This is a genomic window from Pseudoalteromonas sp. SWYJ118, from assembly GCF_015864505.1.
GTDB lineage: Bacteria > Pseudomonadota > Gammaproteobacteria > Enterobacterales > Alteromonadaceae > Pseudoalteromonas > Pseudoalteromonas arctica.
In genome coordinates this window covers 1-26,299 of the sequence record NZ_JADYXC010000035.1, presented here as the reverse complement: position 1 = coordinate 26,299, position 26,299 = coordinate 1, and the positions used below count along the sequence as shown (strand labels likewise).

Sequence of the window (26,299 nt, the reverse complement as noted above, 5' to 3'; positions counted from 1 at the left end):
GCTTTAGCGTCTCAAGGGATGCGAATAATACACCCTTTATTTTTCGAGTCAACACTTAGTTTTAAACTTTCTTTTTAGATAATTTAAAACCGAAGTTTTATTTAACTCTCTGAGTAGTTCGCTCCTCGCTAGGCGTTGGCGTTTCCCGTCTCAGTGGGGTCGCATTATAGGGAGATCCGAAAACAGATCAACCCTTTTTTTAGATCTTTTTACTGTTCGAACAAAAATAGAACAAAACCACATAAAACCATGCAAAACATTTCCTAAACTGATGCTTTTTTATGCTCTTCTTTATTATTTAATACAAATATCATTGCTATGTTTGATTTAGACGTTAAGATAGCAAGTTCACAATGTTAAATTAATGTTTATTTCCTGTTTATTGGTAGATCTAAAATGAAATTACCCGATCAAAAAGCTTTTATCTTTTCAGTTATTCTTGCTGTAGTTGGTTTTATTGTTGTTAAGTTTGCTTTAGCAAGCTTAGCACTAGACCCTGCACTTCTATTTGGTGTTGGCTTATTAGTAGGCGCACTTGTTATTGCAGCAATGTCGTCTGATGTTACTGAAGAAGCCGAAGTAAAAACAAAGACTCTTTATGTTGGCAATCTTCCTTATCGTGCAAACGAAGGTGTTGTTCGTGCATTATTTGAAGAACAAGGCAAAGTATTCAATGTTCGTTTATTAAAGGATAAGAATACTGGCAAGCGTCGTGGTTTTGGTTTTGTTGAAATGGCGCAAGCTGATGCAGACAATGCAATTGCTAACTTGAACGATAGCGAGTTCCAACAACGTACTTTAAAGGTACGTGAAGCAAAACAAAAACAAGAAGACGATTCTAATGCTCTACGTACTGAGACGGATCAGTCAGTGTAACTAGCTTTACCGCTAGCTTATTGCTAAACACATCAGCCGTTGCATAATATTGCAGCGGCTTTTTTATGTCTGTTAGTTTATTCACGTATAAGTTAAGTTGGTTAAGTAGGTAGTTGACTCTGTTTGCTATCGCTACACCTGAATCAAGCAATTTTACATTCCCTTCAAAATACTGACTAATAGGCTCTGCTAATATTGGAAAGTGCGTACATCCTAATACAAGTACATCTATAGTTTTATCTATATGTAGGTCATCAAGCACTTGATGCAACTTGTTTGTATCCAAAGACTCTGTAAAAAAGTATTGCTCAGCTAAAGTTACTAACTCCACACTGCTATATAGATTAACGGTTACATTACGTGCATGCTCAGTAATTAATGTTTTAGTGTATGAACTGGCGACCGTTGCCGGTGTGGCTAATAAGCCAATATGATTTGAACGTGTTAACTCTGCCGCAGGCTTTATTGCTGGCACAACACCTACTATAGGAATATCTGTCATTTGGCGAACAGCGCTAAGTGCAGATGTAGAAGCGGTATTACACGCTATTACAATTAAATCAACGTTAAGCGTATTAGCTTTGATGAAATGAATAAGTGAGCATAATCGGTTAATGATTGTTTTTTGGGATTGAGCACCATAAGGTAGTAATGCATTATCCATAAAATAACTGTACTGAGCATTGGGGATACTTTGCTTTATATGCTCAAGTACAGTAGTTCCACCAATACCTGAATCAAAGACCATTATATGCGCTGACAAACTACCGTTCCCACTTTACTTTAAGAACGGCAGTTTGCCATGAGGTATTTATAAAAGAAAGTAGTTTAACTTTGCGTGGTTTCTAAATCAGCAAGCTCGTCGGCTGCCGAATTTAACTGATTAAGATTTTCGAACATAGACTTTGTGTAATCCACTAACTTATCTATTTGCTCCTGATCTTGATTTAACCATTGGAGAATGCCAGCTAGCTGATTTTGTAATCCAAGCTCACCCGCTTTTTCAAAAGCATTTTTAAGGTCATCATTAAAAGGAGCTAAACCTTCCGCTACTCGTTTTTCTGGTGCTGGTCTATATTCTTCATAGCTTTTAACTGTTGCTATTGTTTTTGTTTGGCGTAAATCCATAGAAAAAGCCACCAGCTGATCGCTGTCTAAACTCAGCTCTTGCGCTTGTTCAAATGCTTCATCTAAATCACCACCAAAAAAGGTTTTACTTAAATCTTGTAAGTCTTCCATCATTGCATTAATAGCTTCTTGCTCTTGCTCATTTAAGTCACCATTAACCGACATCGAAAATGATACCTGTCGAGATTGCGATGATGAGCTTGCAAACGACTCGCTATTACTGTTTTGCTGATAGCCACTTGCCGACTGAGATTCAAATGCATCTGCAAAGCTAATACTTACCTCGTCACCCTCTGCGGTGGTAAATTTATACTCTGCATTACTCGTCATACTGACATATTGAGCCTGGCTTATATTTACGCTGGCAGGTTGTGGGTTAAATAACGACTCTTCAAACTTATCGAGCCCATTGTAAATTCCCTCTTTGGACTTATTAATCCCCTCTTCCATGTCATCATTAAATACACCTGTACCTTTGAGTTCATCAACAGCGTCGTCAATCCCTATTTGGACTCCTTTGCGCGCGTCGCCTAACATATCTTTGAGCTTTTCGTCATCAGCGCCATTAGCTTTTGCTTTATTAACAGCACTACTTACAAAATCGAGTACGTTTTTTACTATTTCATCAAAATCAAATAGTGGTTTATCTGCTTTTTTTTCTGCGATAGGCAATCCAAGCTGCTCAGCCATTTTATCGCCAAGCACCTTTGCGGCCAACTCGCGGCCTCGTTGTTGATAGCTATCTTGAGGAGACGTAATTGTAGGTTGCTGTATATCAGCTTTATTATTGAATTTATTGATGTTGTTGTTTGGCGTAAAGCCATAATTACCTATTTTCATGATTCGTCTCCTAAGCGTGCGTAGTTTATTATCGGCTATAACAACAAAAACTAAAGTACAATGTTCAATAAAACAGCATAAATGCTAGCCAAAACTAGACAAATACGCAGCGCTCCCTACAATAGCGCCGATAAACAGATCTTAGATAAGGTAGTAGCGTTAATGGCAGTTATTAAAATAGATACCACACAGTACCAAACGCAGTTAAGTGAAAAAGAGCAGCGTATTAGTGCGCAGTTTCAACGTTTTGGTGTGGAGCAACTAGAAGTATTTAGCTCAGAGCCAACTAACTACCGCCAACGTGCTGAATTTAGAGTATGGCACGACGGTGACGATCTGTTTCACATTATGTTTGATCAACAAACAAAAGAAAAAATCCGTGTTGATACATTTGATCCAGCAGCGCCTCTAGTTGGTGAAATAATGCAGGTGATGATTGAGCATCTTAAGCCTTGTGAAATATTACGTCGTAAGTTATTTCAAATCGATTACCTATCCACGCTAAGCGGTGAAATTTTAGTAAGCTTGCTTTATCACAAACCACTTGATGATGAATGGTTAAGTGAAATTAAAGCGCTTAAAGAAAAACTAAGCAGTAAATACAAAATTGACTTTATCGGCCGTGCTCGCAAACAAAAAGAAGTGCTGGGTGATGACTTTGTAACTGAGCGTTTAACAGTTAATGGTCAAGAGCTTATTTATCAACAAGTAGAAAATAGCTTTACTCAGCCTAATGCAAAAGTAAATATTAATATGCTGGAGTGGGCGCAAGATTTATGTAAACCACTTAAAAATGATTTATTAGAACTGTATTGCGGTAACGGTAACTTTTCAATTGCGTTAGCGGGCTGTTTTAATAAAGTATTAGCAACAGAAATATCAAAATCATCTGTTCATTCTGCTCAATACAATATTGCTAAAAATAACGTAGAGAACTTAGATATTATTCGTATGTCTAGTGAAGAGTTTACTCAAGCAATGAATGGCGAGCGTACTTTCTCTCGTTTAGACGGTATTGACCTTAAAAGCTATGACTGCCAAACCATATTAGTTGATCCACCGCGCGCGGGCATGGATGAATTAACGTGTGACTTAGTAGCTAACTACGAAAGCATAATTTATATATCGTGTAATCCTGAAACCCTTGAGCGTGACCTTGATCACCTAACACGTACGCACAACGTTAAGCGCTTTGCTATATTTGATCAGTTCCCATATACACATCACATTGAGTCGGGTGTTTTCTTGCAGCGCAAATAAATACGCTCAGTAAACGTTACCCATAAAAAAAGCTCCTTGTAGGAGCTTTTTTAGTTTTAGCTAAACTTACTTGTTAGCTAAGTAATTAATCAGTTTGCTAATATCTTCTGGTTCAGTAATACCCGACTCACGACCTAGGTTTAATTTATACTTACCATTTACAATAAATGTAGGTACGCCACGTAGTGCGCCTTTTTCTTTAAAGTAGTCTTGATCGCGTTTCATTTTAGAGCTCAGCGTACGTACCGAGAAGCTTTTAAACAGCTTATCAAACTTATCGCCATCAACGCCCTGCGCTACAAATATATCTTTTACATCTGCAAGCTCATTAAAACTAGCGCGCTTTGTATGAATATGATTAAAGATTGCAGAGACAATTTTATCTTTTTGCGGAAGCACTTCTGCAGTAGCGAGTGCTTGGCTCATCATCTGTTGGTTTTCTGGGTCGCGTACACCTACAAAATCAACATGGCTCTTTTTAAATTTAACGTTTTTATCAAGCTTAGGCTTAAACTCACCAATTAGTGCTTCCATGTTATTACATGCAGGGCAGTAAAATGAGAAAAACTCTTTAATTTCTGGCTTTTTTGTTGCGCGCTCAGAAACAACGTCGTAATGCACGCCTTCTTCATACGTTGCTGCAAAGCTTGTTGCCGCCATAGGAAGTAGTACTGCAAGCAAACCTGCTTTAACTAATTTAATCATTATTATGCTCCGAAATTTATAGTGCTAATAAAAACGCTACTAACTCATCAAGTTCTTTTTGATTTTTGATGGTGTTGAGGTTTATTTTATATTTATCGTTAACAATAAAAGTAGGTACACCTGTAAGTGCGCCTAATTTTGAATATTTATTTTGTTTGTTTTGCATTGCTTGCTCAGCCGAAATAACTGGCATGCTTGCAATTTCTTGATCAAACGTTGCGCTATCAATACCGTTTACTTCAAGTAATTTTTTAACGTCTTTCATTTCAGTTAAAGGAGCACGCTGAACATGAATACTTTTAAAAATTTGATCGCTAATACTCTGCGCCTGACCATGCTGCTTAGCAATTAAGTAGGCAAAGCTTAAATTACTTTGTGCTTGTGGCGACACGCCACCTAAAAAGTTCACGTGGTTTTTAATAAACTCCGCGCCTTCTGGCAAGCCTTGTTCAATTGCTTTTGCTACTGGTTCAAACTTAAAGCAATGTGGACAGTAAAATGAGAAAAACTCGGTTACTTGTGGTGATGTACTTTTGTCTACATCAATAACAGTGTATTGATTATCAACTTCAAACTGTGCAGCAAGTGCTGCAAATGGTAAACATAAAAGTAATAAACTCAGTTTTAATTTTTTAAGCATTTGTATCTCGTTGTACTTGTCTTTAAATAAAATATTACGGCAATAACTTTAACGGTGCTTCTTGCAGTGCTGCAAGTTGCTCCTTCAGTGCTAAAATTTGTTGCTCCCAGTATTTGTCATCAGCAAACCATGTAAAGTTCCGCACAAAGGCAGGATCGCTCCATCGTTTAGCTACCCATCCCATATAATGGATAATACGCATCGCTCGCAGCGGTTCAATTAATTTGAGTTGAGAGTGATCAAAATCACAAAACTCTTCATACGCACTCACAAGGGTGTCTAACTGTAACAGTTGCGTCGCTCTATCGCCACTGAGCATCATCCATAAATCTTGGATTGCAGGACCTTGGCGGCTGTCATCTAAATCAACAAACATTAGCGCATCACCTGCCCACAAAATATTACCAACGTGGCAGTCACCATGTAAGCGAATACTTTGCACATCTTTATACTGTTTTTGCGCCTGCTCTATCACTAAATCTAAAATAGTATAAAAGGCAGTATTTATTCCCATAGGCACTAAGTTACTTTTTTGAAGATGAACTTTGGCTGTATGTAAATACTCCTCGCAAGTAACTGTTGGCCTATAAGTAAAAGGCTTTGTTTTAGCTACTTGGTGCATACGGCCAATTAAACGCCCCATTACATCAAGCTGGTCTAAGTTATCAACCTCAAATAAACGCCCGCCGACACTTGGAAACAACACAAACAAATAACCTTCGTGTTCAAACAAGCTTTGCCCATTATATAAAATAGGGGCAACAACAGGCACTTCCGCTTCTGCCAGTTCAAATGCAAAATCATGCTCTTCTTGAATTTGCTCTTTACTCCAGCGCTCTGGGCGATAAAACTTCACTACGTAACGCAGGCCATCATCGGCTTTAAATTGGTACACTCTGTTTTCATAGCTATTGAGTGCCAACAAACCAGATTCAGCGTACACACCTACGCTTTCTATTGCATCGAGTATTAGGTCAGGTGTTAAGTCAATAAAACTAAATTTACTCATACTCTTCTTATATAAAATAAAAAGCGGGTTATATACCCGCTTTTGTTAATTGCTATATCAACTTACCTATTTAAGGTAGGTTGTGATTATCGCGCTTTAAAAAAGTTACTCGACTGCGATATTGTTTCATCCGGCTCATCTACCGGTGAAAGCACAAAATTAAACTCTGTCATTGGCGCTTTTAAATCATAAGGGTCCATTACAAGCGACAATGGCACATTATGAGATTGCCCTGCCTGCACAGTAAATGACTGCTTACCAATATACTTAAAGTTATCTAACCCTTGTACTTTAATATTAAAGGTTTGCTCGTACTGCGCTTTATTAATTACCTTTAATGTATAGGTGTTCTCTACTAAACCATCAAAATCGACACGATATAATTGGTTTCGATCACGAATGATATCAAAGTCCATTGTTTTACGCAGCGCTATATTAGCTACAAGTGCTCCCGTAAGCACAACAAGTATGACCGTGTAACCAATGATTTTAGCTCGTAGTGGATTCGTTTTATTTTCTGGGGTTTCGAGGTTTCGCTCTGTCGTATATGAAATAAGTCCACGCGGGTATTCCATTTTATCCATTACGCCATCACACGCATCAATACATGCACCACAGTTAATACACTCAGCTTGCAGCCCATTTCTAATATCAATACCTGTTGGGCACACTTGAACACACAGGTTGCAGTCGATACAGTCGCCTAGCTCTAAATCTTCATGATCTACTTTACGTGAACGAGGACCACGGCTTTCACCACGGCTTTCGTCGTACGTTACAGTGTATGTATCTTTATCAAACATAGCTGATTGAAAACGTGAGTAAGGGCAAATGTGTAAACACATAATTTCTCGCATCCAACCGGCATTACCATAGGTACACGCAGCAAAGAAAATAATACTGACTAGTGCATAACCACCCACGTTAAACGTTACAAAATCAGGAAGTAACTCTCTGATTGGCGTAAAGTAACCCACAAAAGAAATAGCGGTATATAACGAAAACAATACCCAACTAGTATGCTTTGCCGTTTTACGCCAAAACTTATCAAAATTCATGGGTCTTTGATCGAGTTTTTTACGCTGATTAGCCGTGCCCTCAAGCTTTTCTTCAAACCAAATAAAAATAAAGGTCCAAACAGTTTGCGGACATGTGTAGCCACACCACACCCGTCCATAGAAGGTGGTCACTAAAAACAGCGCAAATGCTGCCAGCATAAAAATAAACGCTAATATGGTAAAATCTTGAGGCCATAGCGTTAAACCAAAAATATTGTATTTTTGACCAATTAGATCAAACAGCACTGCTTGCTGGCCGTTAAAATTAATCCAAGGAAGTAACATAAACGCAAGTAGGCCTAAAAAGCCAATGCGCTGCCTAAGTAATTGATGTAGGCCTTTTACGGCACGCACATAAATACGATTTCGGGGATTGAACCTATCATCTTGACGGCTTAAATCCGGTTTTTGGATTTTCACCTCTACAGGGATATTCTTTACTTTAATTTGTTTGTCCATCGAAGTTCCTCAACGCCGCTTGGAAATAAAAATCCAGCAATACTCAAGTACTCTATACTTAAAGCTAGCAAGTTACTTGCTAGGCAGATTTACTTTAATAAATTGCCTTCTCGAATACTTTCAGATATTTCAGAAATATCTGACTGCTGTTAACCATTATAACAATGTTGGTTAAAATTACTGGCATAGATCGCTAATAATTTATTCATCCCAGTTACTTGCTTTTAAAATGCAGTTTATTACACTGCATGGTAATTCAACCCTACTTAGATCAAGGTTTACGTATCCATGAAAAAATTTATTATTTTGGTAGTTGTGATCCTTGCCTTTTTTACAATCGATCATCCGCTTATAAAAGAACCTCGCGAAAGGTTATTAGGTGAAGGCATTGGTTTTTTAAGTGATGCAAGTAAGGTTAACAGAAGCCCTGCTGCAAATATGGCTAAAAATAGGATCAGCAGTCAACTTAAATTGTCTGAATCTGAGGGTGAGTACGTAGAAAAAACGTTTACAACAGATGACTCTGTTCAGTTATTTCACCTACGCTATTGTCGTAAACGTGACTTAAACCTTTATTTTTATGGCGATCGTTTAAATACAGTATGTAAAATAGTGACTGAAGCATTAGAGCAAAAGCGAGCAAAGTAGTGGATTTTTCAGGATTAAATAAAAAAGCAAGCGACTCATTTCATAAACAGCGCAACATGCTTAAACAATTAGCACAAGGCAAAACGTTAAAGTGTGAGAAATGTAATGGAGTTTTAACACTTGATTTAGCCACCTGCGAGCCTGGTAAAGGTATGGTAAAGTGTAAGCAAGGCTGTACTGATATTGTATTAGAACTAAGCGCTTAGATTACCTAAGCGCTTAAGCTAAAACTATTCGTCCCAGCTGTCATCAGTTATTAAACCACTGTTAATGGCAACAACTTCTATGAGCTCCGCAAAGCCTAGTGCAAAGTCACCCATTGATTCATATTGATACTGGCATAAGGCTTCTTTAGTCATACTATTTTGCTGAGCAATCTGAGTAATTGCTTGCTGATCAAGAGCAAAAAAGCTCAGTGTACTTAATGCACTCTCTAATGCTTCTTTAAATTCAGCATCTAACTCAGGTGCATTTAAAAGTGGCTCTGCATATGCTTTAGTAGCCACTAAAAAGCCTTCGCTCCATGGTTTACAAAACTCAATAGTAAACTCAACGGGTAGTTTGTATCCTGTTTCAAATACTTGCTCACTAATTTTATGGTATAGCGCCATAAACAAGAAAAGTACTTCTTCATCTAAATCATTAGCTGTATTTGGTAATATCTGCTCAAGCCACTCATGCACATCTAATGGATTGGGCGAACAAATAACGCCAAATAAATAGCCTTGGCTTTGTTGAAGGGTCATTGCTTGAGATTGGGTATTTAAAAATGTGCTGAGCTGCTTTGCGTGCAGCTCAGTAAATTGGGGTATTTGCATTAAAACTCTTTATATTCAAACATTAAAAGTTGAGCGGGTAACGACCTTGGCTATCTGGTCGGCCTAAAAATTTAACCGCATCATGTACATCTTTAGGTAAGCTAGCATCTGGTTTTACATAACCTGCCACACTAAAGTCGAAATTAGCTTTAAGTGTAGCATCTGCCTCAAGGCCAAGCGTATTATCTGGGTCAATTAATATAGCAATATCGCCCGACTTACAGCTTAACTTACCAGCCAGAGGGCCAATATTAAACCACCCATTTAAGCCTTGCACGTCAATATTAGGGCTCGCTATTTCACCTTTTAGTGAATCACAATAAGGTGCACCTGAGCTGTATTCATCAAGTTCTAAAATTACACGCCCTTTAGCGGTTACAGGTAGGGGAAGCTGCACGCGCTGCATTGCACGCTCTACTGTTGAGCGCACTAGGCCGTCAGTCACTTTAACTTCTTGATTAAAAAGCCCATAACTTACATCAGCATAACCCGAGATATCACTACGCTCTCGTGCATTACCAAACTTCACATTCGCATTTAGCTTGCCTGTAAATAACTTCCAGCCAGCAATGTCCCAGCGAACATTATTTAACTGTTCACCATCAAAACGAACTTGCATCATTTGACCTTGCCAAACAGTGCCTACAGTTTGCCCTACTTCTAATTGCTTTGGAAAGTACGGTTTTGCTATATCTAGTGCAATATGTGCTGGTAATTTAATAATACAAAACACAATAAAACTAATTAAAAAGACAGCCGATAACGTTATTATTTTTTTCATTAATTAATTCTCTAATACTAAACGGCTTACACGCACATAGCCTGATTTATCATCGCGGCTCAAATCTAAGTTTTCAATTTTTAAGCCGTGCTGATTCACTAGCTCATCTAACCACTCTATTAACTGATTAAATTCTACAGAGTCGAGCGTCAAACGCAGCGAATCACTACTTGGCTGCATTTTACTAATACTTATTTGATGGCGCCCACGTGTAGAATTAACAATTTGGCTTAAGTTTGCATTGCTAGCAACACTGGTGTTACCCGCAGCCTTTAGTTTAACAATACTGTCATCAACCCAAGCTAATAGCTCTTGTTGTTTAATTTGAGATTGCTGTGCCTTTTCTATCGCATTATTTAATGGTCTAAATATTCCCATTACTAAAACAAAAATAATAAACACGCCACCAGCGACCATTACCAATTGTTGTTCTTGCTCTTTAAGCGAGCGCCATTGTTGCATTAACTGCTTTTTCATACTGCACCTCGCAGTTTAATTTCACCAACGACATAATCACCGTCGTTATTTAAAGACCCTTGCTCAACAGTTAAACCTTGTTTTTCAAGTATGATTTTTACTTTACCAAAGGTTTGGAAGTCTTTAGCACGTGCACGAATGCGCAGCTCATTGCGACGTTTGTCATAACGAAGTGTTTCAGGTGTAAATTCGCTGACTTGCGAAAATACATCAACCAAATTAGTCGTTAAGTCTAAAAAGCCCGACTCACTTGAGCCTTGCACTTTATCTAACGCGCCTTTAATTTGGCTTTTAATTAGATTGGGGCGAACTTTAGTTCCTGGGAATGCTTTTTGGTATCTGTCGACTACTTGATCTTTAGCTACTTCTACTTGTGTATTAAGTTGGTGTAACTCAATAGCTTTTATTGTAATAGTAGAAACCAATGCAACACTTGCTATAATTGCGGCGCCTTTCCAGTAACCCCACCATAAAGCGCTTTGTTTTTTAAGCTGATACATACCTTGGCGTAAGTTAAAGTTAACGCTATCTAACTGCTTTGCAAATAATGCTAGAGGTAAGTCGTACTCACTCGTTTGCGCTTGTAAGTTAACGCTTTCTGGAAACTGACTAGCTGGGCTAAAATGCTTAATATCAGGATTACCCATGGCTGTTAAGTAGCCATTTAACCAACTAGATTCAACCGCACCTATATGCCATTGCCCCTGCTTAAATAACCATTGGTTATTGAGCTCGATAGCGGTAACTGCGCCATCATCTGCAAGCGGTAACAACAAAGCATCGGGTAATATTCTGTATACTGATAGATTATGCTCTACAAATAATGCGAGCCATTGTTCAAACCATTCACGGTCTGTCATTGCTACACGAATTGCATGTTGCTCACCAAGCATTGTCGGCTGCGCTACTGCTATAAACAGTTCATCTACGTCACATGCTATGTCTTCTTCAAGCATGTATGGCAATGCTTGCTCAAGCTTGCGATTCCATTTTGTTGGCAAAGCGACCGTTTTTAATTGCACTTGATCACTGGGTAACAACACGACCACTTCTCGGGTAAGTGCTTTTTCGCTTAGCTCACTTAAATGCTCTGCATTTGGTAACTCGCCACTGGCTATTATTTCTTGTTCTTGTGGTGAGTAAATTAACCAATTAAGCAATTCTTGCTCGGTTTGACCCGTGCGGATCAACAGTATTTCTGTCACTGTACGCCTCCAAATTTTCGCGCCAGTATCGTTACGTCACCGTCTTTAGCGTGCAGTAATGTGGTCATCGAAAAACGCAGGTCGACAAAGTTTGCCTGCGTTTGTAATTTAAAATATTCGCTTTTAATACTAAATAGACTTTTTATTGAGTCAGTATTAGTACCGCCTTGCTGCTTCACCTGTTCAAAAAATTCATCGATGGTGTCAAAGCCAGTTTGCGGTCTTGCGCCTAACACCGCTTCTGCGCCAGATAAGCTTAAGCTTTCTATTAAGGCACTGAGTATGAGTGCTTGCTCTGGGATTAATGTATTTACGTTAATAGATAAAAGCGTACTGCCTGGTATTACACATACATATGGCAGTACTTTTTCCATCACTAATGGGTTAAAGCCCTTAACCAAGCGTAATTCCGATGTTGATGCAAATAAACTATTGGCTGTCATATACGGAAAATCTCGTGATAAATACTCGTCTTCTTCTGCGCCTGAGCGATATGTAATACTGTCCTCGTCAAGCCAATCAAATACGCTATCTGCCATTGTCTCTTCTGATTCATCAGCAGGTAAATCTTCAATGTTTTCAAGTAATGCAAATAGTGCTTTATGTGCAGGGTTTGTTTTACTTGCGCTATTTTCTTCTGGCGCTATGGCTAAAGCATTTAAATTTAAACATGCTTGTAAATCAGTAATTTTGCCACTTAACGTGCCGTTATCAACAGGGTATGAAGCATCACCTTGAGTTGCCCAAACTTGATCAAGTGTTGTTTTATCAGCATCATCTTTTTTACTTTGTATTAGCCCTTTAATAGCAAGCTCTTCTGCACCGTAGGCGTACCATTTAGCTTGCTGATGACCTTGCAAATTAGTGCTTTTTTGCACTTGAACCATTAAATTAGCACTCATTTCTACTGCTAAAATAGCCGCTAATGCCACAATAAACAAAACAATAACAAGTGCTGCGCCGCGCGATGATTGCTGCTTAACCATTATTCACATCCGTACTTTGTGTAGCAACAACTTTGCCTTGCCCAGGAACTAAAAATACACGACGAATTGGCTCTGCTTCTATTTGTTGCAAAGTAACAGCAACCGCTTTAGGGAGAGCTTTAATTTCCCACTGTTCTTGCCATTCGTTTTTATCATCTAAAAACTCAAACTTAAGCTCTTCAACATTTTCTAGTATACGTTGAACTCGCGGTTCCATATTATCAAGCTGATCAACATAAACCCGATAAACACGCTCAAGGTTATCGTCTATCACTCTATAACCAACGGCTTGTAGTTCTGAACGTGGCAATAAATTAATTGGATTTATCCAGCCATCTCGTACAAACGCAATACCATCGTATTGGCTTTCTAAAACGTAACGACCAGCAAGTAAATATTGTTCTTGAACATCACCAGATTCGTTTCGTACTGCACGTTTAGTCATTTGGCTAAAATCTTGATCCATTAACCTAAATGTTGTTTGCAACCCATTTAACTCAGCAATTTTTTCATCGGAGGCATCTTTTGCTCTTGTTGTCGTCTCTAATATTTGATGAGTAGCAATAATAACAAAAGCTAAAATACCCAGTGCTACCATAACTTCAAGTAATGTAAACCCGCGCTGCTTCACTTACTTTTTGCCTTTATTTAGATACGTTGATAACTCATATGCCGAATGCTCATATTTTTCATCCGTAAAAACATTTATGGTTAACTTAACAAAGCTTTTGTCAGCAGTGGCTGTTACTTCTTGCTGCCAAAACCATTCAACACCGCCCATTACTTCGCTGCCTTTAAGGTTATTTTTGCCTTGCCATTGTTCGCCTTTAGTACGCTGTTCAATAATAACGTTTTCGGCGACCCAAGATGCATAGGTTTGCTCTTCAATAGTCGTTAAGTGGTGTATGTGCTCGCTTGTTGCTTGCATTGCAGCTATACCCGCCATGGCACAAATACTTAATGCCACTAATACCTCTAATAAGGTAAACCCTTTAGTGCGCTTCATTATTCTGGCTCTCGGCGAAAGTTTACTGGTGCAGCAAATTCACCTTCAATGTAATACACAGGCTCGCTTTGCTCTTTTAACTCTAATATAAGTTGAAACGCGCTTACCTCACCTGATGACAAAATAAGTACTTGTGGGATTTTCAACTTTTTAAGCTCAAGTAAGCTGTCTTCATCGCCGCCACTCATAAGTTCGCGCCAGTTAGATTGCTCTAAGAGGTTATCTTGCGCCCACGCTAAATCTTCTAAGTTAAGAGTGAGCTTTAATCTTTCATCTAACTCTATTGGTTTAAAAAGGTCTTCACGGTCAAAGGTAATCCACTTTTCACCATCGAAAACTAAATACTCTAACGTATTTTCTTCTACTAATAAGCCCAATTCAACTTGGTTTAAAATGGCAAATTCCGATGCCATGTTAATGGTGGTATGCAGCCTTAATGCTTGAGTATCTAACTCTTCCTCAGCACCGCCTTCTAAGCTATATACCACCATTTTTGTAGCAAAAGCGATGATCACTAATACCACTAAAATTTCTATTAAACTAAAGCCTCTGCTTTTTGCATGGCGCTGCTTAAGGCTTGCTTTCATAGCAAGCCTCTAGCATTAACATGTTCATACAAAGCAGTGTACTTAAACATTATTGTTTTTCTTCGTCCCAGTTACCGATATCGTCATCAGTACCTACTTCACCATCTGGGCCCATAGAAAAAATATCAAACTTGCCAATTTCACCTGGGCTAATTAGCTGATATAGATTACCCCATGGATCTTCTGGTAATTCATTAATAAAACCACCGTCAGGGAAACGTTTTGGAACCGGTTCAATGCTTGTTTGAGTAACTAGCGCTTCAAGACCTTGCTCTGTGCTTGGGTAGCTCTTATTTTTAAGCTTGTATAAGCTCATTGCATCTTCTAATTGTTGAATATCTAGATGCGCTTTATCGATAGCAGCCTCTTCTTGCTGACCCATAATGTTAGGTGCAACAATTGACATAATCATTCCGATGATAACCAGTACCACCATCACTTCTAGTAAAGAAAAACCTGATTGTTTATTCACGTAATTACCTCATTATTCTAAAAACATTAAGTAAAAATGGTTTAGGTAAAACCATTAATATATTTAAAAGTTTATTCTAACTTAAAGTCCAACAGCTTTATTCATCGCCATTATTGGCTGCAATATTGCCATTACTATAAATAATACAATAACCGCCATTGAGGCGATCATCGCAGGCTCTAGTAGTTTAAGCGATACATTAACCATGCTCTCAAATTCGCGATCTTGGTTATTTGCAGCACGCTCTAACATTTGCTCTAGTTCACCTGATTTTTCACCACTTGCTATCATATGCAGCATCATTGGTGGAAACAACTTAGTTTGCTGAAGTGCAGCTCTTAAGCTTGCACCCTCACTCACTCTATCGGATGCATCTGCAACCGCTTTTTTAATTTTTTCGTTAATTAATACACCGCCCGAGATACGCATCCCCTCGAGCAATGGTACCGAGCTTGACGATAAAATACTTAAAGTACGCGCAAAACGTGCGGTGTTAATACCACGAGCCACTTTACCTATACCTGGCATATGTAGCACTCGGTCATCCCACCAAAAACGTATTTTAGGCTGCTTAAGTGCATGCTTAATACCAATGGCTATAGCTGTAATCGCTATTAAACTAATAAACCAATAATTTTGCACAAAATGGCTGCCTGCCATAACCCATTCGGTTGTCCAAGGAAGTACTTGTTTCGTTTTTTCAAACGTTTTTAATATTTTTGGTACTACGGTGCCCAGTAATACCGACACAATACCAATTGCAAATACCACTAATATAATGGGGTAAACCATAGCCTGAGTTATTTGGCTACGCATATGTTGGCGCTGCTCGGTATAGTCGGCTAAACGATTAAGTACTTGGTCAAGGTGACCCGACTTTTCGCCTGCGGCTACCATTGCACGATATAAGTCGTCAAAAACATGAGGAAACTCACTAAGACCATCGGCAAGGGTGTAACCTTCGACTACTTTTGAGCGTACCGACATAAGCATCCGCTTTAAACGCGGCTTTTCGCATTGCTCAGCAACCGCCATAACAGCGCCTTCAACAGGAAGTGCCGATTGAATAAGTGTTGCTAATTGCCTTGTAATTAATGCTAAGTCTGAGGTTGAAATTGTAGGCTTAAAAAAGCCACCGAGTAAAGGGGCTTTTTCGCCTTTGACTTGTTTATCACTTTGCGCCGCAGGGACAACTTCAAGCGGCGTAAGTTTTTGATCACGTAAAGTTTGGCGAATTTGTTTAGCTGTATCAGCTTCTAAAATGCCTTTTTTTTCTTTACCTCGGCCATCTAAGGCACGGTATTCAAACGCCGCCATAGTTAACCTTCCTCACGGGTAACACGCAATACTTCTTCAAGTGTTGTTTTACCTACAAGTACACGGCTACAACCATCTTGGCGAATACTTGGGCTGCGCTTACGAATGTATTTCTCTACGCTTTGCTCGCCTTTACCGTTGTGAATCATTTCGCGTATTGTTTCATCAACTACAAGTAACTCGTGAATACCCGTACGACCACGATAGCCATTAAAGTTACACTCTTCACACCCTACTGCTCGATAAATTGTCGGTTGGCTTTCAAAAGGAACCCCTAACAGCTGGCATTCATGCTCATCAGCCGTGTGACCTTCTTTGCAGGTATTACACAATGTACGTACTAGCCGTTGCGACAACACACCGAGTAACGACGATGAAAGTAAGAATGGTTCAACACCCATATCTTCCATACGTGTAATTGCACCCGATGCGGTATTAGTATGCAGAGTAGACATAACAAGGTGGCCGGTAAGTGACGCTTGAACACCAATTTGCGCAGTTTCAAGGTCGCGTATTTCACCCACCATTACTACATCAGGATCTTGGCGTAATATTGCACGTAAACCACGTGCAAATGTCATATCAACTTTTGCATTAACTTGTGTTTGCCCAATGCCTGGAATTTCGTACTCTATCGGATCTTCAACGGTAAGAATATTGCGATCGCGTGAGTTAATTTGGCTCATACCAGCGTATAGAGTGGTACTTTTACCAGAGCCCGTTGGCCCTGTTACTAAAATAATGCCGTGGGGTTTACTAATTAAATCTGAAAACAATGCACGGTTATCTGCGGTCATACCTAAATCTTCAAGGTTTAAACGCGCGTTGTTTTTATCAAGTAAACGCAGTACTACACGCTCACCAAAGCTCGATGGCATTGTAGACACACGCACATCAACTGCACGCCCGGCAATACGTAAGCTAATACGGCCATCTTGTGGAATGCGTTTTTCGGCTATATCAAGCTTAGCCATTACTTTAATACGAGACACAAGTAACGATGCAAGTTTACGATTAGGCTTAAGTACTTCTTTAAGCACGCCATCGACCCTAAAGCGAATAACAAGCTCTTGCTCGAAGGTTTCGATATGAATATCAGAAGCCCCTTCTTTAATCGCTTCACTTAGCATGGCGTTAATAAGCTTGATTATTGGCGCATCATCGTCACCAGCCAGTAAATCTTCAGTTTGCGGAAGTTCATCAGCAAGTGAGAATAAATCAACCTCGTTGCCAATATCTTCCATCATTTGTTGTGTTTCAGAGCTATCACGTTGGTATGACGCTTCAAGCAATAGCTCAAATTTATCATCAGCCAATTGCTCAAGTGTAAAACCATGGCCTGCGATACGGCGTACTTCTAATAGTACTTCCACATCTAGCTCACCACGGTAGTAAACTATGCGGTGATCTTTGTTTTTGCCAAGTAACACACCTGCACGTCTTGCATAGGAAAACGGCAAACGCTTTGCTGGTAACTCAACTAACACATCACTCGTTAATAGCTCATCCTGATTATGCGTTTTAGGATGAACCACATCTTGGTTTATCTCTTGAATCGCATTAGTCATCTTTACGCTCTTGTGCATTTTGTTTACGCAGAGACTCTTCATACGTAGGGGGAAGTACTAATTCGTCATTCCACTCAGGTAAAATAGGCGTATCAGTCATTGGCATTAACTCAATACCGTCTTCTTTTTGTTTAAACTGCTCACCACGAATAAAGTTATATTTATTAAAGCTTAACTTATTCATGCTTACACCATCACGAATAATGGTTGGGCGAATAAACACAATAAGATTACGCTTACGGCGCGTTGTATTTGTTGATCTAAACAGGTGTCCTAAAATAGGGATATCGCCTAATAACGGCACCTTAGAAACGCTTTCTTGTACGTCTTCGTCAATTAAACCGCCAAGTACAACCATACCGCCATCATCGGCCATAACAGTTGTTTTAATTGAACGCTTATTTACTGAAATATCAACCGCAGTTGCACCACTTACGCTCGATACTTCTTGCTCAATAGTAAGCTGTACTGCTGAACCATCATTAATCTGTGGCGTAACTACCAGCTTAATACCTACTTCTTGACGCTCAACTGTTTGAAATGGGTTAGCATTATTACTGCCTGTTTGTGAGCCTGTAATAATAGGTACTTCTTGACCGACTAAAATAGAGGCTTCTTCGTTATCCATTGTAGTAATAGAAGGGGTAGCCAAAATATTTGAATTTGTATCAGTGGCAACAGCCTGAATAATTGCGCCCCAATCATTTTTAACAACGCCCAGCGCTAAACCATTAATGCCACTAAGTAAGGAGGCTAATGGACCATAGTCACCTTCTGTTGTTTCCGTATACGGCGTTACCGTACCAGATTCTGTTCCTATTATATTTTTAGTAACGGTTACATCTTGTGCTTGCTCTGCAGCAACAGCTAACGAGCCCACGGGAACCGTAGTGCCGTTGTTAAACTGCAGCATACCGCCCTGCTCAGAAATCCACTGCAGGCCTAAGTTAACCCCGTCGCCTTCCATTACTTCAATAATAATGGCTTCAACTAGTACTTGGGCACGGCGAATATCAAGGCGTTCAATTACAGATTCAAGTGATCGCATTGTGTCTGGCTGTGCGGTAATAATTAATGAGTTTGAGTCTGGGTGAGACTCTATACTGCTTTCATTATTGCTTCTGCTACGAGTTTTAGTAGTACCGCCTTGTGCATCTTCAACAAGTGACTTACTAACACCCTGCAATACTTTGACCAAATCTTCAGCTTTAGCATAATTTAGGTAAAACACCTTAGTATTACCTTGGCTTTCTAACTCACCATCTAAGCGCTTAATTAGTTCAATAGCACGTGTACGGGCTTGGCCTTCACCGCTTACAATAACGCTATTAGTTCGGCCATCAGCCACAACTTTTGGAATTAAGAATTCAGGTACACTGCCTTTACCGCTGTCTTTATAAATATTATCTACCACAGAGACAACATCATCTGCCGTCGCATATTTAAGCTTAACGATGTCTACACGCTTGTCACCCGCCTGATCAACAGAGCGAATAATCTCAACTAAGCGATTAACCGATGCAGCATGACCTGTTAGCATCATTACGTTAGCCGCATTAAAGTTAGCAACGTGGCCACCATCTTTTTGATCGCTAAATTGACGAACTAGAGGACCAAGCTCCTGCACACTTACATTTTTAACACGTACAACACGCGTAATCATCATGTCGCCGCTAGCTTCACTACCTTCGTCAATAAGTGGCACATTTGATTTTTTAGCGTCTGAACTTTTTTCTACCTTAATTATGCCATTGTCCATTTCAACAGCTGAGTAGCCATAAACTTCCAATACATTTAAGAAGAACTGATAATAAAGTGCTTCGTCCATTAACTCGTAACTGCGAACATTTACCTTTCCACGCACGTTAGGGTCAATAATTACTGTTTTATTAAGGTTTTTACCAACAATGTTAATGAACTCATTGATATCAGTTCCTTTAAAGTTAGCAGCATATTCAACAGCAGAAACAGACAAAGAAATACTTGCCGCCAAAAAAAGTGCTGCGTACTTAGCTAACCCTTTTTTAATTTTTTTGAGGTGTAGCACCTGAACCATCGTATTAAAACTCCAAAGCTAAATTATTGCAGACTAAATTGCACATCAATTTGTTCACCATCACGTTCTATAGTGATATTGGCATCTGTACTATTACGCAGCTCATTAATAGCTGACATAGCCTGTTTTAAATCTGTTAATTGATAGCCATTTATAGAAATGGCTAAATCGTTATTTTTTAAACCCATTTGCTTAAATAGCTCAGGCTCTTTACCTGGACTTAAGCGATATCCAATTAGCTCACCATCATTCATGGCTTGTGAAACACGTATATAGTCAAATAGCTTGCCCGGCTCTTCGAGTAACTCTTCACGTGTTTCTATAATTGCTTCTTTAACGTCCGGATCTGCAGTGGCATCTATTTGTAGATCACTTGGTTCTAATTTTTGCGGACCCATTTCAGAATCATCACGCGCAGCGAGTACTGGCATAGACACCTTCTTACTGAAATCGAGTCCATCAAGCATTAATGTTTCAAAGCGTCCATTAACACTCAAAATAATACGATCCGGCAATATTTGTGCAACTTCAGCACGCGTACCCGATACTACTTCATCAACAAGATAGCTTACTTGCTTACCTTGTGATTCAATAATTGCGATACCTGCTTTGTCATCGTTATTAACCGCTACGATACCGGTTAAATTGATACTTAAGCGCGTTTCTGGCGCATTATTTATTACCTGCGATTGCTTTGCAGTATTATTGTTGTTTGTTACAGTTTTTTTACCAAATAAAAATTGCTCAATAATATGCTGCGCTGAGTTGTTACTCGCACCAGATGATTGGTTAGCATAATGAGTAGGGGTAAGTAGAGTTACTGGTGGTTTTGGCCACAAAAGCCAAACAAGTTTTGATAATAAAAATGCAAGATAAACAACAACTAACAGTGTCACTAATGCACTTAACTTAGCATGCGGTAAACGAGTTAAAAATTGTTTTAGTTGTTGGATTTGCTGTTCCATAAATAGTGTTCTTATTTTAATTTACTGCGTTAGCGCGTACCCATAGTACCCTTTCATTTTTCTTTCAACAAGCACACTAATATTAAACTTTGTAAACAGATTAAATTAACTTTACATAACAGTACAAAAAGTAGACTGCCGTTGTAATACCTTCATCCTACGATGATTTCATGATAAATTTTAAGCTATAAAAACGTGGGGAAATGCCTTATGAGTAAAAAAAGTAATGCTAATACCAGCTCAGACCCTGTAGATGGGTTAAAAGTTCGATTAGATAAATGGTTATGGGCTGCGCGATTTTATAAAACTCGTGCAGTTGCACGCGAAATGGTGCAAGGCGGCAAAGTACATTATAATGGGCAACGTACAAAAGCGAGTAAAATAGTAGACGTTGGCGCAAAAGTAAAACTGGCTCAGGGCGTAGATGAAAAGCTGATAACTATACTATCAGTGCTTGAAAAACGTCAAAGCGCCCCCATTGCACAGACCATGTATCAAGAATCTGATGCAAGTATTGCTAAACGCGAAGAAAACAGCATCGCACGCAAAAATAACAGCTTTTTTGCTCCTCATCCGGATAAAAAACCGGATAAAAAGCAAAGACGCGAACTTTTAAAAATGAAATCAAGTTAGGTATAGCCGCTCATGCAACAAGATTTACTTCACCGTTATTTATTCAACGAACTAGATGTTCGTGGCGAACTCGTACAAATCGAGAATGCTTATAATGAAATGATTGCCGACCATAATTACCCAGACCCTGTTAAAGCATTACTAGGTGAGTTACTTGTTGCAACCTGTTTATTAACCGCCACTTTAAAGTTTGAAGGTGAAATTGCAGTACAGCTTCAAGGTGATGGACCAGTTAAATATGCAGTTATAAATGGTGATGATAAACAAAACATGCGTGGTATTGCACGCCTGCAAAGCGAAATTACGGGCACAACTGTAAAAGAGCTTATTGGTCAGGGCTATATGGTGATCACTATTACACCAAGTAAGGGTGAACGTTACCAAGGTATAGTTCCGCTAGAGCATGATACTCTGAGTGAATGTATCGAAAGTTACTTTGAGCAGTCAGAGCAATTAAAAACACGCCTTTGGTTTGCAACCGACACAACAGAAGGTAGCGCAAAAGCATGTGGTCTATTTTTACAAGTACTCCCAGTTGATAAACAAAAATCAATTGAAGACTTTGCACACCTAGAAGCATTAAGTAATACAATTAAAGATGAAGAACTATTATACCTTGATGCTAATACTGTCCTTACACGCCTTTATCACGAAGATAATCCTCGCGTATTTGAACCTCAAGCGATTAAATTCAAATGTGGTTGTAGTCGTGATAAAACAATTACTGCGCTTGTTAATATTGGACAAGAAGAACTACTTAAAGACGTAGCTGAGAAAGGGTCTGTTAATATTAACTGTCATTACTGTTTAAAAGAGTATGTTTTTAACGAACAAGATATAAAAAGCATTTTCAACTAAATGTTCAGCTTCATCTATATATAGTAATTAAAGCCGCAAAATATGCGGTTTTATATTATAAAAAGATGATACCGGTGTCATCTTTTCTGCTAATTTCATGACACCGGTATCATTGAAATTATTCATGTTTTTTCTTAAATATATGTGTTTTTAGAGGCTTTACGGGCTCGAATATCTTAAAACCTTCTGTTACTATAATTTCAGTTTAAGGGCACTGATAACCCCAGAGCTATCCGTTCAAACTCTCACACATAGTTAGGTATAAACATGACTACAGGCGCTACACGTTTTGTCGATTTAACCGCAGCTGAACTTGTCGAGCATGCGATCCGCCGTGGCGAAGGTACTTTAGCCGCAAATGGTGCTTTTGTTGCAATTACAGGAAAACGAACTGGTCGTTCACCAAAAGATCGTTTTATTGTACAAGAAGCAACAACTCAAAATGATATTCAATGGGGCAATGTTAATCGTCCATTTGATGCAGACAAATTTGACGCATTATGGGCTCGCGTAGAATCACATGTTCAAAGTAATGACCACTTCACCTCTCACCTAGAAGTTGGCGCAGACCCTGAGCATTATCTACCTGTAGTTGTAACTACAGAAACAGCGTGGCACCATATTTTTGCCAAAAACATGTTTATCGAACCGCAGAACTATAACGCTTTAAACTTACCACAATGGCAAGTAATGAACGTTCCTTCGTTTGTATGTGAGCCAGAACGTGATGGCACAAATAGCGATGGCACCGTCATTATTAACTTTGCACAGCGTAAAGTATTACTAGCAGGTATGCGTTACGCCGGTGAAATGAAAAAATCGATGTTTTCTGTACAAAACTTCCTACTACCAGCAAAAGGTGTATTACCAATGCACTGTTCTGCTAATGTTGGTGAAGCAGGCGATACAGCATTATTCTTCGGTTTATCTGGTACGGGTAAAACAACACTTTCAGCAGACCCTACTCGCTTTCTAATTGGTGATGACGAGCACGGCTGGGCACCTGGAAGCGTGTTTAATATTGAAGGCGGTTGTTATGCTAAATGTATCGACCTGTCACAAAAGAATGAACCTGTAATTTGGAATGCTATTCGCTTTGGCACTATTTTAGAAAATGTAGTGTTAGATGAAAAAGGCGTTCCAGATTTTAACGATACTAGCCTTACTCAAAATAGCCGAGCAGCATATCCACTTGAACACGTTGAAAAACGTAAAGTAGAAAACCGCGCAGGCGAACCTAAGGCTGTTGTATTTTTAACTTGTGATGTAAGCGGTGTATTACCACCCGTCTCTATACTTAGCGAAGAAGCTGCTGCTTTTCACTTTTTAAGTGGATACACAGCAAAAGTTGGTTCTACTGAGATTGGTTCAACTAGCGATATTGAATCAACATTTTCGACATGTTTTGGCGCGCCATTCTTCCCACGTCCTGCTGGTGTTTACGCTGAACTTCTTATGAAGCGTGTACGCGAGTTTGGCGCTAAAGTGTACCTTGTGAATACAGGTTGGACTGGCGGCCCTTACGGCACAGGTAAACGTTTTGATATCCCAACTACTCGTGCAGTAATTGATGCAATCGTATCTGGTAAATTAGCTGGTGTTGAAACTCAGCACATTGATGTTTTAAACCTAGATGTACCGGTAGCAGTTCCAGGTGTAGATACTAACTTACTTAATCCTATTAACACGTGGGAAGATAAAGCTAAGTACAATGAATATGCAGCAAAACTTGCCGCAGACTTCACTGAAAACTTTGCTAAGTATGACGTATCAGACGATATAAAAAATGCAGGACCTAAAGCTTAAATAAGCTTCAAGCTTGTATTTTAACGCCAGCCAAGGGCTGGCGTTTTACTTTCTAAATACCTAATTTAATAAGTGCGACAAAATGCCGCACAACTCATATCAAAAACCATATAATATACCGCGTAATTAATCATTCCTTAATGCCCAATAAACCTGCATTACTCATTACGGCTATTTAATTAATGACACTAAAGCTTTCATGGCGAAAAACATTCAGACGGTTACATTTATACTTAGGCCTATCAGTAGGTGTTTTACTTACTATTATTAGCCTTTCTGGCTCCGTATTAGTTTACTATCCGCAAATAGACTTACTGCTAAATCCAGAAAATGACGCTACTACAAACATAAAAACGCCTAATTGGGAGCAAGCATATAATACGCTGAGAGCCAATTTCCCTTCAAAGCAAGGGCCATGGCGATTAGAAAACACAGGTATAAACTCAGTAATTCCCGCGCGATACTACAATCCAATAGAAACAAAAGAGCAAGGCTTTGCTCCCTTAATGGTATGGCTATCTAGCAGTAGTGATAAAGTAATACGTAAAAACTATTGGGGAAAATACTTAGTAACTTGGATGTACAACTTACATTTTTCATTACTAACAGGAGCAACGGGCACTCTCGTTGTTGGCTATATAGGCATAGCCTCAATAGTTCTTCTTATCTCTGGATTCTTTGCTTGGTTTCCAAAGCCTGGGCAGTGGGTAAAGGCACTAAAATTTAAATCTCGTAGCTCTAAAATAGGTTTGCTATACGACTGGCATAAACTAATTGGTTTAACCTTCTGCATACCGCTACTAGCTTTAACTGTTACAGGTGTTATGCTCGCTATTCCAAAACAAACAGATCCTATATTAACCGCTCTAGTTAGCGATATAAACTCTCCACCAAAAACACAAATTCAACCGAGCAAACAAACCAATATTCCTTTATCACAAGCGGTATTAATAGCTGAAAAAGCATTACCGAATACGCGTTTAGCTTGGATTGAAACACCATCAAACTTAAATGCTATTTACAGATTAAGATTTCAAACTGTAAACGATCCTTCGTATCGCTTTCCACATAGCTATATAGAAGTTAATGCACTTACAGGAAAGTTAGAGAGCGTGTTTAATATAGATAAGCAAAGTACGGCTAGTAAAATAAAAAACTGGATACACCCTCTACATGACGGCAGCATTGGCGGTAACATTTTAAAAGTCATTTGGGTGCTGAGTGGCTTTGGACCTGCTGCATTGTTCTTTATTGGCGTATATAGGTGGTTAGTTAGAACCAAGAGAATATAAAAATAAAATAAACTTTACGCCAATCTACCTAGTTAAATGATCTATTTGAGGTCAAAAATTTCTTTATTTCGTTGTTCTCGCCTATTACTCCTAAGTTGCTCAACCTTCTGTATCCATGCAATCGTATATCAGAAATTTCTAACGCAATTAACGTCAAGTTCAATCCACCAAATTGATTAGGTATTATTGCCGATTAGTATAATTATCAGGTATGTGTATTTATTCTGCACGCGCTAAAACTACAGTTAGTTACAGATGTAATGCGGTAAATCACTTAGGTAAACTTAGCGCACAATAGTGCCCCCCAATTAATTGCTTACTAGTGTCTGTAAATAAGGCTATATACCTAATGGGAATGTCTAATAGGCTACTGAATAGTTATACCAACCTGCATAAATTTTTGATCAATTTAACGAATTAAATTGCACTATAACGTCGTTAAAAATTTTTTATTTAGAACAACTAGATACAAAAATTTTTGCCTAGTTCTAGCTTAATTTTCTTAACGTTAAATAGACCCCATATATAAGCAGATTGGTATTAAAGCAAGGCTCTTTACAATGTGAAGCCTGCGTAATGTCACGATACCCACAGCGGTGGAGAGTCACGTAGTAAATGCTACTTTATTGGCCGAATGGGGTATCGAGGGTTTTTGTTGTGATTTTAACGTCGGGAGTCGCTGCGCTACGTGATGCGTGTTGATGTGAGTGTGTGTTAATTACGCACATTTCACTTTTCTGCAGACGTAAAAAAGCCCGAATCGTTAGATTCGGGCTTTCTACAATTTGAAGCCTGGTAATGTCCTACTTTCACATAGCAAATGCTACACTATCATCGGCGCTGTTTCGT

27 protein-coding genes are annotated in these 26,299 nt (G+C 39.0%); 8 read left to right on the top strand and 19 right to left on the bottom strand.

Annotation, left to right across the window (positions count from 1 at the left end; all coding sequences use genetic code 11):
* The first annotated feature begins 396 nt into the window (after positions 1 to 396).
* On the top strand, positions 397 to 876 hold the full coding sequence (locus I6F48_RS20060) for an RNA recognition motif domain-containing protein (RefSeq protein ID WP_024609508.1): 480 nt from the start codon (positions 397 to 399) through the stop codon (positions 874 to 876).
* Here the strand turns inward: I6F48_RS20060 and murI are convergent.
* Together murI and I6F48_RS20050 are read right to left on the bottom strand one after the other, a co-directional pair.
* Entirely contained in the window at positions 839 to 1,639 is an 801-nt protein-coding gene (murI, locus tag I6F48_RS20055; RefSeq protein ID WP_197120153.1) for a glutamate racemase, read from the bottom strand. The two genes, I6F48_RS20060 and murI, sit on opposite strands and share 38 nt — an antisense overlap.
* Positions 1,640 to 1,704: 65 nt before the next feature.
* On the bottom strand, positions 1,705 to 2,844 hold the full coding sequence (locus tag I6F48_RS20050) for a DUF5610 domain-containing protein (protein ID WP_165739652.1): 1,140 nt from the start codon (positions 2,842 to 2,844) through the stop codon (positions 1,705 to 1,707).
* Between the two features lie 162 nt (positions 2,845 to 3,006).
* Between I6F48_RS20050 and trmA the strand changes: the two genes are divergently transcribed.
* Positions 3,007 to 4,104, top strand: a complete 1,098-nt coding sequence (gene trmA / locus I6F48_RS20045; protein WP_007582854.1) for a tRNA (uridine(54)-C5)-methyltransferase TrmA — start codon at positions 3,007 to 3,009, stop codon at positions 4,102 to 4,104.
* Between the two features lie 66 nt (positions 4,105 to 4,170).
* On the opposite strand, the gene I6F48_RS20040 is transcribed toward trmA, so the two are convergent.
* From I6F48_RS20040 to ccoG, 4 genes are all read right to left on the bottom strand, one after another.
* Positions 4,171 to 4,809: a thiol:disulfide interchange protein DsbA/DsbL gene (locus tag I6F48_RS20040; protein ID WP_010555409.1), complete on the bottom strand. Its 639-nt coding sequence runs from the start codon at positions 4,807 to 4,809 to the stop codon at positions 4,171 to 4,173.
* A gap of 16 nt (positions 4,810 to 4,825) precedes the next feature.
* Complete coding sequence (locus I6F48_RS20035) at positions 4,826 to 5,449, bottom strand: thiol:disulfide interchange protein DsbA/DsbL (protein WP_007586563.1); 624 nt, start codon at positions 5,447 to 5,449, stop codon at positions 4,826 to 4,828.
* A gap of 34 nt (positions 5,450 to 5,483) precedes the next feature.
* Positions 5,484 to 6,458, bottom strand: coding sequence for a serine/threonine protein kinase (locus I6F48_RS20030; RefSeq protein ID WP_010555410.1), 975 nt, complete (start codon positions 6,456 to 6,458; stop codon positions 5,484 to 5,486).
* Between the two features lie 86 nt (positions 6,459 to 6,544).
* Positions 6,545 to 7,975: a cytochrome c oxidase accessory protein CcoG gene (ccoG, locus tag I6F48_RS20025; RefSeq protein WP_024591440.1), complete on the bottom strand. Its 1,431-nt coding sequence runs from the start codon at positions 7,973 to 7,975 to the stop codon at positions 6,545 to 6,547.
* Between the two features lie 288 nt (positions 7,976 to 8,263).
* On the opposite strand from ccoG, the gene I6F48_RS20020 reads away from it, so the two are divergent.
* Both I6F48_RS20020 and I6F48_RS20015 read left to right on the top strand, forming a co-directional pair.
* Complete coding sequence (locus I6F48_RS20020; RefSeq protein WP_197120152.1) at positions 8,264 to 8,623, top strand: hypothetical protein; 360 nt, start codon at positions 8,264 to 8,266, stop codon at positions 8,621 to 8,623.
* Positions 8,623 to 8,829 carry a hypothetical protein gene (locus tag I6F48_RS20015; RefSeq protein WP_165729494.1) on the top strand — a complete coding sequence of 69 codons (207 nt, stop codon included), beginning with the start codon at positions 8,623 to 8,625 and terminating at the stop codon, positions 8,827 to 8,829. Before I6F48_RS20020 ends, I6F48_RS20015 begins: the two co-directional genes overlap by 1 nt.
* A gap of 24 nt (positions 8,830 to 8,853) precedes the next feature.
* On the opposite strand, the gene I6F48_RS20010 is transcribed toward I6F48_RS20015, so the two are convergent.
* From I6F48_RS20010 to gspC, 13 genes are all read right to left on the bottom strand, one after another.
* Positions 8,854 to 9,441, bottom strand: coding sequence for a UPF0149 family protein (locus I6F48_RS20010; RefSeq protein ID WP_165739656.1), 588 nt, complete (start codon positions 9,439 to 9,441; stop codon positions 8,854 to 8,856).
* A 22-nt stretch (positions 9,442 to 9,463) separates the two neighbouring features.
* Positions 9,464 to 10,222, bottom strand: a complete 759-nt coding sequence (locus I6F48_RS20005; RefSeq protein WP_007586576.1) for a type II secretion system protein N — start codon at positions 10,220 to 10,222, stop codon at positions 9,464 to 9,466.
* A 3-nt stretch (positions 10,223 to 10,225) separates the two neighbouring features.
* On the bottom strand, positions 10,226 to 10,699 hold the full coding sequence (gene gspM, locus I6F48_RS20000; RefSeq protein ID WP_010555411.1) for a type II secretion system protein GspM: 474 nt from the start codon (positions 10,697 to 10,699) through the stop codon (positions 10,226 to 10,228).
* Positions 10,696 to 11,904: a type II secretion system protein GspL gene (gspL, locus tag I6F48_RS19995; RefSeq protein WP_165739660.1), complete on the bottom strand. Its 1,209-nt coding sequence runs from the start codon at positions 11,902 to 11,904 to the stop codon at positions 10,696 to 10,698. Before gspL ends, gspM begins: the two co-directional genes overlap by 4 nt.
* A complete protein-coding gene (gspK, locus tag I6F48_RS19990; protein WP_165739663.1) occupies positions 11,901 to 12,890 on the bottom strand; it encodes a type II secretion system minor pseudopilin GspK in 990 nt (329 codons plus the stop codon). Before gspK ends, gspL begins: the two co-directional genes overlap by 4 nt.
* The gene (gspJ, locus tag I6F48_RS19985; protein WP_165739665.1) at positions 12,883 to 13,521 is read right to left on the bottom strand and encodes a type II secretion system minor pseudopilin GspJ; all 639 of its coding nucleotides are present in this window, start codon (positions 13,519 to 13,521) and stop codon (positions 12,883 to 12,885) included. Before gspJ ends, gspK begins: the two co-directional genes overlap by 8 nt.
* Positions 13,522 to 13,896 (bottom strand): type II secretion system minor pseudopilin GspI, encoded by a 375-nt coding sequence (gene gspI, locus I6F48_RS19980; RefSeq protein ID WP_002962039.1) that lies wholly within the window; start codon positions 13,894 to 13,896, stop codon positions 13,522 to 13,524.
* The gene (locus I6F48_RS19975; protein WP_010555414.1) at positions 13,896 to 14,483 is read right to left on the bottom strand and encodes a pilus assembly FimT family protein; all 588 of its coding nucleotides are present in this window, start codon (positions 14,481 to 14,483) and stop codon (positions 13,896 to 13,898) included. Before I6F48_RS19975 ends, gspI begins: the two co-directional genes overlap by 1 nt.
* A 49-nt stretch (positions 14,484 to 14,532) precedes the next feature.
* Entirely contained in the window at positions 14,533 to 14,955 is a 423-nt protein-coding gene (gene gspG, locus I6F48_RS19970; protein ID WP_007586585.1) for a type II secretion system major pseudopilin GspG, read from the bottom strand.
* Positions 14,956 to 15,036: 81 nt separating this feature from the next.
* A complete protein-coding gene (gene gspF, locus I6F48_RS19965; RefSeq protein ID WP_002962033.1) occupies positions 15,037 to 16,272 on the bottom strand; it encodes a type II secretion system inner membrane protein GspF in 1,236 nt (411 codons plus the stop codon).
* Between the two features lie 2 nt (positions 16,273 to 16,274).
* A complete protein-coding gene (gene gspE, locus I6F48_RS19960) occupies positions 16,275 to 17,840 on the bottom strand; it encodes a type II secretion system ATPase GspE (RefSeq protein ID WP_010555415.1) in 1,566 nt (521 codons plus the stop codon).
* On the bottom strand, positions 17,833 to 19,896 hold the full coding sequence (gene gspD / locus I6F48_RS19955; protein WP_024591434.1) for a type II secretion system secretin GspD: 2,064 nt from the start codon (positions 19,894 to 19,896) through the stop codon (positions 17,833 to 17,835). The genes gspE and gspD overlap by 8 nt, the downstream gene beginning before the upstream one ends.
* A gap of 23 nt (positions 19,897 to 19,919) precedes the next feature.
* Complete coding sequence (gene gspC, locus I6F48_RS19950) at positions 19,920 to 20,861, bottom strand: type II secretion system protein GspC (protein WP_010555417.1); 942 nt, start codon at positions 20,859 to 20,861, stop codon at positions 19,920 to 19,922.
* A 210-nt stretch (positions 20,862 to 21,071) separates the two neighbouring features.
* Here gspC and hslR point away from each other — a divergent pair, with 210 nt between their 5' ends.
* From hslR to I6F48_RS19930, 4 genes are all read left to right on the top strand, one after another.
* Positions 21,072 to 21,494, top strand: coding sequence for a ribosome-associated heat shock protein Hsp15 (hslR, locus tag I6F48_RS19945; protein ID WP_007586590.1), 423 nt, complete (start codon positions 21,072 to 21,074; stop codon positions 21,492 to 21,494).
* 12 nt (positions 21,495 to 21,506) lie between these two features.
* A complete protein-coding gene (gene hslO, locus I6F48_RS19940; RefSeq protein ID WP_165729497.1) occupies positions 21,507 to 22,352 on the top strand; it encodes an Hsp33 family molecular chaperone HslO in 846 nt (281 codons plus the stop codon).
* A 267-nt stretch (positions 22,353 to 22,619) separates the two neighbouring features.
* Positions 22,620 to 24,158, top strand: coding sequence for a phosphoenolpyruvate carboxykinase (locus I6F48_RS19935; protein WP_197120151.1), 1,539 nt, complete (start codon positions 22,620 to 22,622; stop codon positions 24,156 to 24,158).
* A gap of 182 nt (positions 24,159 to 24,340) precedes the next feature.
* Complete coding sequence (locus I6F48_RS19930) at positions 24,341 to 25,450, top strand: PepSY-associated TM helix domain-containing protein (RefSeq protein WP_197120150.1); 1,110 nt, start codon at positions 24,341 to 24,343, stop codon at positions 25,448 to 25,450.
* The last annotated feature ends 849 nt before the right edge of the window (positions 25,451 to 26,299 follow it).

Excerpts from the sequence above, each read along its gene's own strand:
- I6F48_RS20060 (WP_024609508.1), top strand. The coding sequence starts at position 397 with ATGAAATTACCCGATCAAAAAGCTTTTATCTTTTCAGTTATTCTTGCT.
- I6F48_RS20050 (WP_165739652.1), bottom strand. The coding sequence starts at position 2,844 with ATGAAAATAGGTAATTATGGCTTTACGCCAAACAACAACATCAATAAA.
- trmA (WP_007582854.1), top strand. The coding sequence starts at position 3,007 with ATGGCAGTTATTAAAATAGATACCACACAGTACCAAACGCAGTTAAGT.
- I6F48_RS20040 (WP_010555409.1), bottom strand. The coding sequence starts at position 4,809 with ATGATTAAATTAGTTAAAGCAGGTTTGCTTGCAGTACTACTTCCTATG.
- I6F48_RS20035 (WP_007586563.1), bottom strand. The coding sequence starts at position 5,449 with ATGCTTAAAAAATTAAAACTGAGTTTATTACTTTTATGTTTACCATTT.
- I6F48_RS20030 (WP_010555410.1), bottom strand. The coding sequence starts at position 6,458 with ATGAGTAAATTTAGTTTTATTGACTTAACACCTGACCTAATACTCGAT.
- ccoG (WP_024591440.1), bottom strand. The coding sequence starts at position 7,975 with ATGGACAAACAAATTAAAGTAAAGAATATCCCTGTAGAGGTGAAAATC.
- I6F48_RS20020 (WP_197120152.1), top strand. The coding sequence starts at position 8,264 with ATGAAAAAATTTATTATTTTGGTAGTTGTGATCCTTGCCTTTTTTACA.
- I6F48_RS20010 (WP_165739656.1), bottom strand. The coding sequence starts at position 9,441 with ATGCAAATACCCCAATTTACTGAGCTGCACGCAAAGCAGCTCAGCACA.
- I6F48_RS20005 (WP_007586576.1), bottom strand. The coding sequence starts at position 10,222 with ATGAAAAAAATAATAACGTTATCGGCTGTCTTTTTAATTAGTTTTATT.
- gspM (WP_010555411.1), bottom strand. The coding sequence starts at position 10,699 with ATGAAAAAGCAGTTAATGCAACAATGGCGCTCGCTTAAAGAGCAAGAA.
- gspK (WP_165739663.1), bottom strand. The coding sequence starts at position 12,890 with ATGGTTAAGCAGCAATCATCGCGCGGCGCAGCACTTGTTATTGTTTTG.
- gspI (WP_002962039.1), bottom strand. The coding sequence starts at position 13,896 with ATGAAGCGCACTAAAGGGTTTACCTTATTAGAGGTATTAGTGGCATTA.
- I6F48_RS19975 (WP_010555414.1), bottom strand. The coding sequence starts at position 14,483 with ATGAAAGCAAGCCTTAAGCAGCGCCATGCAAAAAGCAGAGGCTTTAGT.
- gspF (WP_002962033.1), bottom strand. The coding sequence starts at position 16,272 with ATGGCGGCGTTTGAATACCGTGCCTTAGATGGCCGAGGTAAAGAAAAA.
- gspE (WP_010555415.1), bottom strand. The coding sequence starts at position 17,840 with ATGACTAATGCGATTCAAGAGATAAACCAAGATGTGGTTCATCCTAAA.
- gspD (WP_024591434.1), bottom strand. The coding sequence starts at position 19,896 with ATGGTTCAGGTGCTACACCTCAAAAAAATTAAAAAAGGGTTAGCTAAG.
- gspC (WP_010555417.1), bottom strand. The coding sequence starts at position 20,861 with ATGGAACAGCAAATCCAACAACTAAAACAATTTTTAACTCGTTTACCG.
- hslR (WP_007586590.1), top strand. The coding sequence starts at position 21,072 with ATGAGTAAAAAAAGTAATGCTAATACCAGCTCAGACCCTGTAGATGGG.
- hslO (WP_165729497.1), top strand. The coding sequence starts at position 21,507 with ATGCAACAAGATTTACTTCACCGTTATTTATTCAACGAACTAGATGTT.
- I6F48_RS19935 (WP_197120151.1), top strand. The coding sequence starts at position 22,620 with ATGACTACAGGCGCTACACGTTTTGTCGATTTAACCGCAGCTGAACTT.
- I6F48_RS19930 (WP_197120150.1), top strand. The coding sequence starts at position 24,341 with ATGACACTAAAGCTTTCATGGCGAAAAACATTCAGACGGTTACATTTA.